This is a genomic window from Meishania litoralis, assembly GCF_042611095.1.
GTDB classification, from domain to species: domain Bacteria; phylum Bacteroidota; class Bacteroidia; order Flavobacteriales; family Flavobacteriaceae; genus Meishania; species Meishania litoralis.
Window position 1 is genome coordinate 156755 of the sequence record NZ_JBHFPV010000006.1, and the last position, 13752, is coordinate 170506.

The window sequence follows — 13752 nt, forward strand, 5'->3', positions numbered from 1 at the left end:
GTCTAAGTCTTCATATGAGAACTTTTGGAAACGCCTATTTCTTATTGGCATTAATCTTATGTTGCGACCTTCTGGTCGGGCAAAATAAAGAACCCTACACGGCCAGTTATATCATGGAATGGGGCAATAAAGACACCATAGGGATTGAAACCTTTACATTGTACAAAAATCAAATCTACGGTAAAGCGGTGCACGGTTTCCCTGAAAATTATGTACGTCATTTTGATATTAAATATGATACCGTAAATGGCTCCATTCGCGAACTGAACTTTCTATACAACGATGTAGCGAACACTTCGTTGTCCATCGATTCAAAAACAGGGTTTCTTCCCTATCGGTTTTACGCAAAGCTAAATGATGGACTATTGGATTTCAAAAGTCTGCAAAAAGGTAGCAAAGAAAATGATTCGGGTCTTACCAGAATCGTACATCAAACAGATGGCTATCATTTCAATGGGGACTGGATACCAATTATTGCGCAATTCGAATGGTTGGTCAGTTGGTTCCTTGAACAAGACAAAGAAAAAATAGGAGGTTTGAAATTCATCAATGCCTATGTTGGATTGTACGACCTGCAGTTAGAGCGAATCAACAAAAAACATATCCGTTTTTGGAGCAATATCTCCGAATCAATTGAACTTTATTTAAACGATGACGGTAGAATCGAAAACATCGATGGCATCGGATCGGTTTGGAATCTTAACATTCACCGAGTCGATCCAGTTGATATTGAGCACTACACCGACAGATTTAAAGACAGGCCTACCATCGGCGATCCCTCCCCTTATGAAACAATCTCGGCAACCATTGCGGGAGCAGCCATCGAAATCGACTATGGCCGACCCTCTATACGGGGTAGAAAAATATTCGGGAATATCATACCCTATGGAGAAATATGGCGAACAGGGGCCGGGGCGGCGACCACCATATCATTTGATAAGGACATTGTATTTGGAGACCAAAAAGTCAAGGCAGGAAAATACAACGTTTACAGTTTGCCCACTGAAGATACCTTTACCCTGATTCTTAATTCAAACCTCGATGCATGGGGAAGTGTACATCTTCCAGAATTTGACGTGGCGAGGGTATCCATGAAATTGAGCAAAACGTCAAAAAAATCCGACAAGTTTACTATCGAAGTTATAGAAATGGGCAAGAAAGGGATGCTAAGGCTTTCATGGGAAAATACCATTTCCGAAATAAGTTTTACCCTAAATAATTAGGAATTACCTGCGCCGATTATCTTTGCCAAAGTTTCTATTGAATATACGACCAGACCATTGTTCTATTTTTTTAATCACGGTTTTTGCGGACAAATTTGCCAAAACCCTCTTAATCTTTTGAGCGGCTGCATCAAAAAGTTATATTTTTGGGCAAAATAACCGGGCTTGTTGCGACGTATTCTCATATTCTTTTTTATTACCGGATTTTTCTTTGGCTGGGCTCAAGAAGATTCTACCGAAGTCAAACAGATCAATATCGTGCACGGCGCCAATTTCACCAAGGACGAGGAGCGGTTTCCCGGGGCCTTTATTTTCAGTAAAGACGACAAACAGGTTCAATTCGAACACGAAGGCGCCGACCTCTGGTGCGATATCGCCATTCATTTTCAAAAAGAAAATCGCCTGAGGGCCATTGGCAATGTTCGCGTTCAACAAGGCGATTCTGTGACCATGACCAGTGGCAAGGTCAATTACGATGGCAATATAAAACTGGCCAAGGCTTATGAAAATGTGGTTTTGACGAACACCAGTATGACCTTGCAAACCGACACCTTACGCTGGGACCGTGAAAACCAACAGGCCTATTACCAAGACTTTGGCACAGTGGTCGATTCGGCCAACACCTTGACCAGTGAGATCGGCCGCTATTTTATGGAATTGAAAAAATTCCAGTTCTTGGACAGTGTTCATATCGACAATCCGCAATACATTTTGGATTCTGAACAGCTAGATTATTACACCACTTCAAAAAATGCCTATATGTACGGGCCATCGACCATTACCGGCGAAACCTATAAAATATATTGCGAACGGGGGTTTTACGATACCAAGATCGAAAGTGGCTACGGAATCAAGAATACGCGTATCGATTACAACAACCGTATCATCGAGGGAGACAGCGTATATTTTGACAAAGCCACCGAATTTGCCTCGGCCACGAACAATATTAAGGTCACCGATACCATTAACAAAGGGGTTATTCGTGCACACTATGCCGAGGTGCACAAGGCGAAAGATTCCGTTTTTGCGACAAAAAGGGCGGTTTCCATATCGCTTGTCGAGCAAGATTCGCTTTATATGCACGGTGATACATTAATGGTTACCGGAAAATCCGACCAACGTATTTTAAGAGCCTTTCGTAATGCCAAAATGTTCAAGACCGACATGAGCGGCAAATGTGATTCCATCCATTTTGAACAACGGACGGGTTTGACACAATTGGTACGAAACCCCGTCTTGTGGAACGGTGAAAACCAGATGACCGGTGACAGCATTCATATTCTCAGTGATGTCAAGACCGAAAAACTAGATTCACTGAAAGTACTTGAGAATGCTTTTGTGGTCTCGCTCGACAGCATCGGAAAAACAGGGTACAATCAGGCCAAGGGCGTAGACCTGTACGGAAAATTCATCGACAATGAATTGAAGATCGTCGATTTGGTAAAGAATACCGAAGTCATCTATTATATGTACAATGATGACCAAGAACTAATCGGCATCGATAAGACTATCTGCAGCGCTATCCGTATTACGTTCGCCAACAATGATGTTGAAGACCTTACATTTATTACGAATCCTGATGGGGACATATTCCCGGAAAGCGAATTACCCGAGGAAAGCCGAAAACTGAATGGGTTTATATGGCGCGGTGATGAACGCCTGATGACCAAGGATGATATCTTCGATGAAGATGACAACAATATCGAATTGGTGATCATTCGTGGTATTGAAAATCCTATCGACATCGACGCCGAAGAAGATGAAAAGTCCAAAAACCCGGGGGATCCCGTAAACGGAATCGAACCGGCGAACGATAAGGCCCGTGACCCGACCGAAGAGGCTACAACACAAAAAACCAAGTCGCCACAATCCGATGAAAAATGATTTTCTGAGATATCAGGCACAAACCACTCCGAATCCGCTTGCCTTGCAGGTTTCCCATGCCAATGGCAGCTATATTTACGACACCGATGGCAAGGCCCATCTCGATTTTGTGGCCGGTGTATCGGCCTGTAGCCTCGGTCATTGCCACCCAAAGATCATCGCGGCAATACAAGAGCAAAGCGAAAAGTACATGCACGTTATGGTCTATGGGGAATATATTCAACGACCTGCCGTCGCCTACACCAAATTATTGGCCTCGTTACTACCCTCTTCGCTGCAGACCACTTATCTGGTCAATTCAGGTACCGAAGCTATCGAGGGGGCTATGAAATTGGCCCGAAGGTTTACGGGGCGTTCAGAAATCATTGCGGCAAAACATGCCTATCACGGCAATACGATGGGCAGTTTGAGCCTTATGGGCCTCGAGGAAAGAAAAAGTGCTTTTCGGCCATTGATTCCCGATGTAACCTTTATCGACTATAATACGGAGGACGACCTTGAGAAAATTACCGAGAGAACGGCCGCCGTTGTCTTGGAGACCATTCAGGGTGGCGCCGGGTTCATTGAACCGACCGACGGATATCTTGAAAAGGTGCGCCGACGCTGTACCGCTAAGGGTGCCCTATTGATCCTTGACGAAATTCAACCCGGTTTCGGACGAACCGGCAAACTTTTTGCGTTCGAGCATTATGACTGTACGCCCGACATCCTTGTGATGGGAAAAGGTATGGCTGCAGGGCTACCTGTCGGTGCCTTTACGGCGTCGCATGAAATGATGGCCACACTTCAAGAACGTCCGAAATTAGGGCATATAACCACTTTTGGGGGCAATGCCGTAATCGCTTCGGCCTGTTTGGCGACCCTACGGGAAATTACCGAATCGAACCTGATTGAAGAAGCCGCCAAAAAAGAAATGATGTTCCGCGAATTGTTACGTCATCCGCTCATAAAGGAAATACGCGGTAAGGGATTGATGCTGGCCCTGCTTTTTGAAAATAAGGATATTGCCGATCAAGTGATATTGGCCTGCGCTAAAAAGGGCCTGATCCTGTTCTGGTTGCTCTTTGAGCCCCGGGCCGTTAGAATTACCCCGCCTTTGACCATTTCTCTCGATGAAATCGAAAAAGGATGCGCCATTATACTATCGGTTTTTATGGAGCTCGAACAATAATTTGTTAACTAATTTGTTAATAATAAAGCCCAAATCCTGAAGATTAGGTTACTTCAAAGAAGTACTTTTAAATCCATAGTTTAACCAAAACGTTCCTATGGCGTTAGAATCTAGCGAAAGACCGAGCCAACCCATAGCCAAGTTTGAAAGTATGTTGAAAACCGATGACGTCTACTTCTTTGACGCTGAGGATTTTGAGGACATTATTCACCACTATTTGAATCACGGAAAGATAGCTTTGGCCAAGAAAGCGATTAAGATAGGATTGCAGCAGCATCCTGTTTCCATTGAACTAAAGTTGTTGAATGTCGAGGTTTTGGTCTTCGAGAACAATTTGGACGTTGCCGAACTGATGTTGGACGAACTTCAGCTGTTGGATGGTTCAAACGAGGAAATCTATATTCAAAGGGCCAACATACTTTCTAAAAAAGACAACCATGAGGCCGCGGTAAATCTACTCCAAAAAGCATTGGATCTTGCCGAGGACAGTTTTGATATCTATTCGTTGCTGGGCATGGAATACCTTTTCATGGACGATTTCAAAAAGGCCAAAGAAAACTTTATGCGCTGTGTCAGCCATGACCAGCACGATTATTCGTCGCTGTACAATGTCATTTATTGTTTCGAATTTTTGGAGGATCATGAAGGTGCCATACAATATCTGAACGATTATCTCGACGGCAATCCGTATTGCGAGGTCGCATGGCACCAGTTGGGCAAACAGTATTTCTCAAAAAAAATGTTCAGCGAGGCACTTACGGCCTATGACTTTGCCATAATATCCGACGATTCGTTTATCGGGGCCTATTTTGAAAAAGGCAAGGTGCTTGAAAAAATGGGCAGGTATGAAGAGGCCATAGAAAACTACGAGACTACCATTAAGATCGAGGACCCTACCTCACACGCCTACCTTCGAATCGGCAAATGTTATGAAAAACTGGGCAATGACGACATGGCCAAATATTATTATTACCAGACCGTTCATGAGGATCCCTTGCTCGACAAGGGCTGGTTGGCCATCACCAATTTCTATATTCAAAAAAAGAACTATAAGAAAGCCCTTTACTATATCAACAAAGCATTGAACATCGATGGTGAAAATTCTGATTATTGGAAAAGATGCGCCCATATAAACTCCTGTTTAAAATGTTTTGACCAAGCCGATTATGCCTATGGGCAGGCCATTGAATTGGGTGATAATGAATTGGATACTTGGTTGAAATGGGCAGAGGCCGCCGAATCGAACAACGATTTAGAAGATGCCATCGCCATTTTGGGGCGAGGAACGGAGTTTCACCCAGAAAGTGCCGAGCTACTGTATCTAAGGGCAGGATACCATCTTTTGAACCACGATAGGGTAAATGCACGCCTTGTGCTTACCCAGGCCTTGAAAAAGGATAGCGATAAATTTTATCTTTTTCAGGAAAAATTCGAACAATTTTCGCAATCTGAATGGGCTCTTGATATAATCGCATCGGCGAAAAAAGCTTCGAGATAAAAACCTTATTTTTGATTTCTTTTTGACCGCCGCAATCGATGACGGTCGATAGTTTCACTATATTTTGATATGGAAAGACGAAACCTGCTTCAACATTTTTACATTCTATTGAAAGGCATGGCCATGGGCATTGCCGAACTGGTGCCCGGCGTATCAGGGGGAACAATTGCGTTCGTTGCCGGCATTTATGAAGAATTCATTGGTACGATCAACAATGTGAACCTAAAAACATTACAGGTATGGCGCGAAGAAGGATTCAAAAGTTTTTGGAACGCTTTGAACGGTAATTTTCTTGTGGTACTGCTCTTGGGTATGGCCATCAGTATTCTTTCATTCACACGTTTGATCAAATGGCTTCTAGAAAATGAACCGATTGCGCTATGGTCTTTCTTTTTCGGGCTGGTTTTGGCCAGTGTGGCCGTTGTGGCGAAGAACATAAAAAAATGGACCGTACCCGTCATCGGTTTGCTCTTGGTCGGTGCGATTTTTGCATATTTCATAACCTCGCTACCTCCCTCTACAAATTCGGCCAGCCTACCCTATATCTTTTTTTCGGGGGCGTTGGCGATCTGCGCCATGGTATTGCCCGGAATCTCGGGGTCATTTATCTTGGTGCTGCTCGGTTCATATAAAACGGTAATCGACGCCATTGATGAGAAAGATTTCAAGATCCTTATAACCATGGCACTTGGCATCATTTTCGGGATCCTGAGCTTCGCAAGGCTCTTAAAGTGGATGTTCGACCATTACAAGAACATTACCTTGGCGATTTTGACCGGATTCATTTTGGGTTCATTGAATAAAATATGGCCTTGGAAACGTATTTTGGAAACAAAGACCATCGGCAAAAAGACAATCATCATCGATGAGAACGTATCGCCTTTCGCATTTGAAGGCGACCACCAATTGATGTATGCCATTATAGCGGCCATTTTTGGTTTTTCCCTTATTTTTATGCTTGAGAAAACGGCCTCGAAAAAATAAGTACCGCAAGCATGCACAAACCCCGGTCTTTAACAGACAAGTTCTTTTTGGTCATCAAAGGACTCTGCATGGGCGCCGCCAATAAGGTGCCCGGGGTCTCGGGCGGCATCGTGGCCTTTGTCGGCGGGTTCTACGAAGAGTTTATCTATTCGCTGCAAAAAATAAACCTCAAGGCCTTAAAATTGTTGTTCAACGGGCGTTTTAAAAGTTTTTATCGCTATGTGAACGCCACTTTTTTGATATTGCTGATCTCGGGCATTCTTATTAGCTATTTCAGCGTTTCGCAACTGCTCGACTATTTTCTCGAAAGAAAGGAGCTCTATGTCTGGGCCGCTTTTTTTGGAATGATCTTGGGTTCTATCTACTACATTTCGAAAGATTTCGAACATTGGAACAAAAAAACCATTATAGCTGGTATAATAGGCCTAGTAGTGGGCGTATCGATCAGTTTTTTGAGTCCGGCCAGGGAAAACGATAACCTGTTGTTCATCTTTTTATGCGGAATGATCAGTGTCTCGGGCATGACATTACCCGGGCTTTCGGGTTCTTTCATACTCATTCTATTGGGCAATTATGTGCTCTTGCTCGTCGACTCGGTCAATGCCCTCTACGAAACGTTCGGCGAGGTTTTTAGGGGCGATTTTAGTTTTGTTGAAAATGATGAAAGACTGCACACCCTAAAAATATTGGCGGTATTCACTTTAGGCTCGGCGGCAGGTCTCGTTACGCTTTCGCACATACTCTCATATGTATTGAAACATTTCAGACACATCACCACTGCCGTCATCATCGGTTTCATCACCGGTTCATTGGGTGTGGTCTGGCCTTGGAAAAGAACCATTTTCAGAACCCATGCAGACGGTAGCGTCTTATTGGATACCAACGGAAAGGAAATCATCGCAAACTATGAACGGTATTTTCCTGACTTGGCAAGCTCGGAGAACTGGTGGGCCCTGTTCTTTATCGTCGTCGGGATCCTGGTGCTGCTGGTTTTGGACTGGTACGGCAAAAATAGGCGCAGGAGGGTCGGTCGCTAGTTGTTAGTTGAGGGTTAAGGGTTGAGGGTTAAGGGTTAAGGGTTAAGGGTCGAATAGTTGAGGGTTGAGAGTTGAGGGTTAAGGGTTAAGGGTTAAGGGTTGAGGGTTAAGGGTTAAGGGTTAAGGGTTGAGAGTTGAGAGTTGAGGGTTGAGGGTCGATAGTTGAGGGTTGAGAGTTGAGGGTTGATAGTTGTTGGATGTTGGATGTTGGATGTTGGATATGAAAAATAAAAAAAATAGGTTCGGTTTGATAGGAAGGAATATTTCGTATTCTTTCTCGGAAGGATATTTTGCCCGTAAATTCGAAAAACTGGGGCTGAACGGCCACTCTTACGAAAATTTCGACCTTTCGGCAATCGAAGAGTTTCATGAGCTGATCGCGAACAACAAAGACCTAAAAGGGCTGAACGTGACCATTCCCTATAAGCAAGCCATCATTCCGTTTTTGGATGAACTAAGTGTCAAAGCCAAAAAAATTGGGGCGGTGAACACCATTAAATTCACTAAAAACGGACTCAAGGGCTACAATACCGACATCTATGGTTTTCAAAACTCGATCGAACCTTTTTTGAAAAGCCATCACCAAAAGGCACTGATACTGGGTACCGGCGGGGCCTCTAAGGCGGTCGCCTTTGTATTCGACGAAATGAATATCGAATATCGCTTCGTGTCAAGAAATGGGAGTGCCGATCGGATGACCTATGCAAGCCTCGACCAAAAAACCATTGAAACACACCCAATAATAGTCAATTGTACCCCTTTGGGCACCTACCCCAACATAGAAGACCTGCCCGCAATACCCTATCACTTTTTGGGCCGCCAACATCTCTTGTTCGACCTGATCTACAACCCCGAAAAAACCCGTTTTCTCGAAGAGGGCGAACTACGTGGCACCACGATACTCAATGGGCTCAAAATGCTCGAGCTGCAGGCCGAAAAGGCTTGGCAGATCTGGAACAGGTAACGAACCAAACCCCGCTATAAAGAATTTCTTGAAACGAACTATTCTCGAGGCATAGCCGTAGAGGTACCTGCCTACGGGCAGGCAGGTTTCGACGGTTACATTCCGATACGCATCGGGAACCGAAATTGTGTTATTTAGATTTCCGCCTTCGCGGGAATGACATGTCATAGGTACCCCGACACAGGGCATCTGGGCACTCCCTTCGATCAAAAACTTTTCCGGTGGTCATGTAATACCCCTTACCCAACGACAAAGCACCCCTGCGCAAGGGATTGCAGCGAAAATCGCGGTGCCATACCCATGGCGACGCATTGTAGCGAAAAGCCCGACCGCGCCCCAGCGGGGTTGCGCCCAAATAAAAAGAAACGACATTATTTTTGCCGTTCGCACCGATGTTACTATCTTACAATAGGCTTTGGCCGATAGTGAATAAATTTTGATATAATGCTGGAAGAGAAAGAACAAAAGCTGCCGGAAACGGTGGAAGGAACACAACATTCAGAAACTGCCGAAACAAAGCAAGAATCGGAGAAAACCTCTGAAGTACCGAACGAAGAAGAGAAGAAAGATACGCCCGTAACCGATTCGGACACTAACGATCAGGGCGAACCCGATGCCGTGGGCGAAATCGACGAAGAGAACGCCGAAGACGCCGAGGATTCTGACAACCAACAGCGGCACCACATTCCGCTCTTGGATTACCACTCGATGTCGATGGAAAATTTGGTGGGCGAATTTCAACGCCTTTTGCGGACGGAAAAAGTGCAGGCCATCAAAAGGCATGTCGATGGCATCAAGCACGAATTCAACCTAAAGTTTCAAGAGTTCATCGAGCAAAAAAAAGAAGATTTTGTCAACAACGGCGGCAATGAAATCGATTTTAGGTACAACTCGGTAACGAAAAGGCAGTTCAACGAACTTTATAAGGATTACCGTGAACGGCGCAACCAATATTACAAGAACCTTGAGAAAAGCCACAAGGAAAATCTAACGGAGCGCCAGGCTATCATCGAAGAACTAAAGGGACTGGTCAACGTTGAAGAAGATATCAATACGACCTACAAAAGCTTCAAGGATGTGCAGGAGCGGTGGCGCAATGCGGGGCCCGTTCCGCGCACGCACTATAACGACGTCTGGAGAACCTATCACCACCATGTCGAGATTTTCTATGATTTTCTGCACCTGAACCGTGAGCTTCGCGACCTCGACTTCAAAAACAATCTTGAAGAAAAGACCAAGATCGCCGAACGCGCCGAGGCGTTGGCCGAAGAACCCGACCTCAACAAGGCCTTTCGCGAGCTGCAGACCCTTCATAAGGTCTGGAAAGAAGACCTAGGCCCCGTAGGCCAAGAACACCGCGAGGCCATCTGGGAACGTTTCAGCAATGCCACAAAAGTATTGCACCAACGGCGACAAAACCATTACAAGGCCCTTGAAAAGACCTATGAAGCGAACCTTGAAAAGAAACATGAAATCATTGCAGATATCGCTAAGTTAACGGCGAACATTGCCAATAACCACAGGGCATTGCAACAACAAATAAAGCAGATAGAAGCCCACCGCGATGCCTTTTTCAAAGCCGGCAAGGTACCCCAAAAGGTAAACGAACAGACCTGGGCCGCGTTCAAGGAGGCGGTTCGCGGCTTCAATCGGTCGAAGAATGCCTTTTACAAGAACATGAAAGGGGAGCAACAGAAAAACCTCGACAAAAAACGGTCGCTTTTGCACTTGGCGAACTCGCTGAAGGACAGTGAAGATTGGGACACCACCACCCAAGAGATGAAAAGGATCCAGAGCGAATGGAAAAAAATAGGCCATGTGCCGCGCAAATTCTCGGATAAAATATGGAATGAGTTCAAGGCGGCCTGCAACCACTACTTTGACCGCTTGCACGCGCTTAAAAACGACGCCCATAAAGAAGAGGTCGAAAACCTTGAAAAAAAGAACGACTGCATCGAAAGGTTGAAAGACTTTAAGATATCCGACGATCGTGAAAACGACCTCGAAACGTTAAAGGCCTTTATAACGGAATGGAAAAGTTATGGCCACGTACCCTTCAACAAAAAGGGAATCAACCAAAAATTCAATAAGATCATCGATGCCCTCTTGCGCAAACTCAATGTCAGCCGCCAAGAATCGGAGTTGTTGAAATACGGCAACAAGATCAAACGCTTGGCCAAGGCAGAAGATTCGGGCGCGATCCAGAAAGAGCGAACGTTCATCCGCAGAAAAATAGACGAAAGCAAGAACGAGATACGACAGTTGGAAACCAACCTGCAATTCTTTTCGAATGCCTCTGAAGACAGCCCTATCGTGCAAGATGTGATCAAGAATATCGATGCGCACAAAGAGGCCCTTACGGAATGGAAGGCCAAGCTCAAGAGATTGAATATCATGGAGAACCGACTGAACAAAGAAGAAGGTGAAGATGAAAACGATAACGGTGCGGTTTCGACTTCGGAGGAGGAATGAGTTAGGCGGTCGACCAAAATCGTGGAAATGAATCGAAAATAATATCAAAAACAACAAACCCTATTCCTGAAATATGAAAAATACAATCCGTTTTTTGATCCTTTTTGCTTTTGTCATTTCATGTAATGAAAAACCAAAACAAGAACAAGAGCTTGAACCCGATAAGGCCTCCGTCGCTATGGAGACCATCAAGAAAATCGACGTACATGCCCATTTTCATTATGACCGCGATTATCTGCCCGAATTTTTCAAGGCTTGGAACATGCAAGGGGTACTGGTCGATGTGGCCCTGCAAGATTCTACCGATATAAGAAGAAGTTGGGACGACTATGTAGCGCTGGCCGAGGCCCGGCCCGGAATGTTCTGGTTGTGCAGCTCGTTGATAGGCGTGGGTATCGACGCCCCCGATTTTGCCGAAAAGGAAATCGCACGTTTGACGAAAGAGATCGAACAAGGGGCCAAGATGGTCAAAGTATGGAAGAACTTCGGCATGGTGACCAAAGATGCGAGCGGCAAGTACATACAAATAGACGATGAGCGGTTACAGCCCATCTGGGATTTTCTGGCAGAAAAAAACATTCCGGTCATGGCCCATATCGGAGAACCGATACAGGCTTGGCGCCCTTTGGACGACCCGAACAATCCGCACTATGGCTATTACACACAGCATCCACAGTACCATGCGTACCAGCATCCTGAAATACCCCCCTATGAAACGATCATTGCGGCACGAGACAATTGGATCGCAAAAAATGCCGATCTTAAAATTCTCTGCGCGCATATGGGCAGCATGTCGCATGATGTCGATATGATCGCCGAGCGGCTCGACAAATTTCAAAACATGTACGTGGAGCCTGCCGCACGGTTCGGGGATCTCGTAAGCCAGAACCCTAAGAAAGTAAGGGCCTTTTATGAGAAGTACCAAGACCGTATCATGTTCGGCACCGATTTTGGCAACAATACGCCCCAAGATTCATTGAGCACCACGGCACTACAAGAAGAGCGGGCCGAACTCGATGAAGATTATAGGTTGCGATGGAAGTACTTGAGCGGTACCGATACCGTGGAGATCCGAAATCAAAGATCGGCCGGCCTCAACCTTTCAGAAGCTATATTGCGCAAGGTCTATTATCAGAACATGGCCGACTTTCTGAAGGTGGGGCAGCCATGAAAAAGATCAAGCTGTCAAAAATTTTACACCGTGGGCAAGACCAGATCGCCGTTAACTTTGGTTATGACGACGAGATCAGAAAGCATTTAAGGCTGCTCGACCAGATCAAATGGAGCCAGACCCAAAAGGTTTTTTATCTGCCCTATAGTACCGAAAACAAACGGACAATCTACAACCATCTTCGCCAAAAAGACTGGTTCATCGATTATAGTGCCCTAACGGACCAGGACGCCGACCCGACCATCGCCAAAAACAAAAAAAATACGCACAAACACGTGCCCCCAAAATTCGAAGATGACCTGGCGCGGTTCAGAAGATGGATGCAACAAAAGCGTCTTAGCGATAACACGGTCAACACCTATGCAGAAGTAACCGCTTTTTACATTCGATATATCTTGGCGAAAAACTTAAATATGTTTTCGTCGAAATCGATAGAACGGTTCAATTACGACTTCATTGTTCGGTCCAAAAAATCGATCAGCTATCAAAACCAGTGCATCAATGGCATCAAAAAATATTTTGAATTCCACAATAAGAATCTAGAGGATTATGACATTCAAAGACCCCGAAAACCGAAAAAGCTGCCTTTGGTACTTGATTTCGAGGAAATCAAAAAACTGTTGCAGGTTACAGAAAACCTAAAGCATAAAACCTTTTTGAGCCTAATGTACTCGGCGGGTCTCAGAGTAGGCGAAGCGTTGGCATTGAAAGTGGTCGATATCGATTTTGAAAGGGGGCTGGTCCATATCAAGGGCGGCAAGGGCAAAAAAGACAGATATAGTCTATTATCGAAAAAATTCGCTATGCTCTTGAGAGACTACATGGACGCCTACAAACCGCAAGACTATCTTTTTGTCGGCCAAGGAGCGCCCCAATATTCAGCAGTAAGTATGCGGCAGGTCTTAAAGCGAAACCTGAGAAAGGCCGGTATTCGAAAGCCTGCAACGCTTCATACCCTGCGCCACAGTTTTGCCACACATTTATTGGAAAATGGTACCGACCTCAGATACATTCAAGAATTGCTCGGCCATAACAGTCCAAAGACCACGATGATCTATACGCACGTTTCAACCGGTAGTTTGCGACGTATAAAGAATCCTTTTGACGAATTGTAGGCTATTTCTTAATTTTAACGTATGACAAAGACCATTATGGCCCCGATATTTAAGATTACTAAGAATTTGTTTTTTTATCGAAATACACTCTTAGCCAGCCATATTGGAATAAAAGTGGCGAAAACCCACCACATATAAACAAGATGTCGGCAATACCTCAACCTCGGCATATCTAAAAAATTTCTGTCTCGCTGCGCTAAAATTTTTTATTGATATGCACTCGGTTTCGCTCG

The 13752-nt window shown here is 44.9% G+C and carries 10 protein-coding genes; all 10 read left to right on the top strand.

The window, feature by feature from the left end; translation table 11 throughout:
• Positions 1-14: 14 nt before the first annotated feature.
• The 10 genes from ACEZ3G_RS16365 to ACEZ3G_RS16410 all read left to right on the top strand — a co-directional run bounded on the left by ACEZ3G_RS16365 (position 15) and on the right by ACEZ3G_RS16410 (position 13519).
• Positions 15-1223 carry a DUF2911 domain-containing protein gene (locus tag ACEZ3G_RS16365; RefSeq protein ID WP_432426601.1) on the top strand — a complete coding sequence of 403 codons (1209 nt, stop codon included), beginning with the start codon at positions 15-17 and terminating at the stop codon, positions 1221-1223.
• Positions 1224-1388: 165 nt separating this feature from the next.
• A complete protein-coding gene (locus ACEZ3G_RS16370) occupies positions 1389-3107 on the top strand; it encodes an OstA-like protein (RefSeq protein WP_432426602.1) in 1719 nt (572 codons plus the stop codon).
• Positions 3097-4278, top strand: coding sequence for an aspartate aminotransferase family protein (locus ACEZ3G_RS16375; RefSeq protein ID WP_432426603.1), 1182 nt, complete (start codon positions 3097-3099; stop codon positions 4276-4278). Before ACEZ3G_RS16370 ends, ACEZ3G_RS16375 begins: the two co-directional genes overlap by 11 nt.
• Before the next feature lie 97 nt (positions 4279-4375).
• On the top strand, positions 4376-5776 hold the full coding sequence (locus ACEZ3G_RS16380) for a tetratricopeptide repeat protein (RefSeq protein ID WP_432426604.1): 1401 nt from the start codon (positions 4376-4378) through the stop codon (positions 5774-5776).
• A gap of 69 nt (positions 5777-5845) precedes the next feature.
• Positions 5846-6760 (top strand): DUF368 domain-containing protein, encoded by a 915-nt coding sequence (locus ACEZ3G_RS16385; RefSeq protein WP_432426605.1) that lies wholly within the window; start codon positions 5846-5848, stop codon positions 6758-6760.
• 11 nt (positions 6761-6771) lie between these two features.
• Positions 6772-7797 carry a DUF368 domain-containing protein gene (locus ACEZ3G_RS16390; protein ID WP_432426606.1) on the top strand — a complete coding sequence of 342 codons (1026 nt, stop codon included), beginning with the start codon at positions 6772-6774 and terminating at the stop codon, positions 7795-7797.
• A 220-nt stretch (positions 7798-8017) separates the two neighbouring features.
• Positions 8018-8761, top strand: a complete 744-nt coding sequence (locus tag ACEZ3G_RS16395) for a shikimate dehydrogenase family protein (RefSeq protein ID WP_432426607.1) — start codon at positions 8018-8020, stop codon at positions 8759-8761.
• Positions 8762-9205: 444 nt separating this feature from the next.
• Positions 9206-11233, top strand: coding sequence for a DUF349 domain-containing protein (locus tag ACEZ3G_RS16400; RefSeq protein WP_432426608.1), 2028 nt, complete (start codon positions 9206-9208; stop codon positions 11231-11233).
• A gap of 73 nt (positions 11234-11306) precedes the next feature.
• Positions 11307-12404, top strand: a complete 1098-nt coding sequence (locus ACEZ3G_RS16405; protein WP_432426609.1) for an amidohydrolase family protein — start codon at positions 11307-11309, stop codon at positions 12402-12404.
• Entirely contained in the window at positions 12401-13519 is a 1119-nt protein-coding gene (locus ACEZ3G_RS16410; RefSeq protein WP_432426610.1) for a tyrosine-type recombinase/integrase, read from the top strand. Before ACEZ3G_RS16405 ends, ACEZ3G_RS16410 begins: the two co-directional genes overlap by 4 nt.
• Positions 13520-13752 lie beyond the last annotated feature (233 nt).

Coding starts and splice junctions, on each gene's coding strand:
- ACEZ3G_RS16365 (WP_432426601.1), top strand. CDS start 15: ATGAGAACTTTTGGAAACGCCTATTTCTTATTGGCATTAATCTTATGT.
- ACEZ3G_RS16375 (WP_432426603.1), top strand. CDS start 3,097: ATGAAAAATGATTTTCTGAGATATCAGGCACAAACCACTCCGAATCCG.
- ACEZ3G_RS16380 (WP_432426604.1), top strand. CDS start 4,376: ATGGCGTTAGAATCTAGCGAAAGACCGAGCCAACCCATAGCCAAGTTT.
- ACEZ3G_RS16385 (WP_432426605.1), top strand. CDS start 5,846: ATGGAAAGACGAAACCTGCTTCAACATTTTTACATTCTATTGAAAGGC.
- ACEZ3G_RS16390 (WP_432426606.1), top strand. CDS start 6,772: ATGCACAAACCCCGGTCTTTAACAGACAAGTTCTTTTTGGTCATCAAA.
- ACEZ3G_RS16395 (WP_432426607.1), top strand. CDS start 8,018: ATGAAAAATAAAAAAAATAGGTTCGGTTTGATAGGAAGGAATATTTCG.
- ACEZ3G_RS16400 (WP_432426608.1), top strand. CDS start 9,206: ATGCTGGAAGAGAAAGAACAAAAGCTGCCGGAAACGGTGGAAGGAACA.
- ACEZ3G_RS16405 (WP_432426609.1), top strand. CDS start 11,307: ATGAAAAATACAATCCGTTTTTTGATCCTTTTTGCTTTTGTCATTTCA.
- ACEZ3G_RS16410 (WP_432426610.1), top strand. CDS start 12,401: ATGAAAAAGATCAAGCTGTCAAAAATTTTACACCGTGGGCAAGACCAG.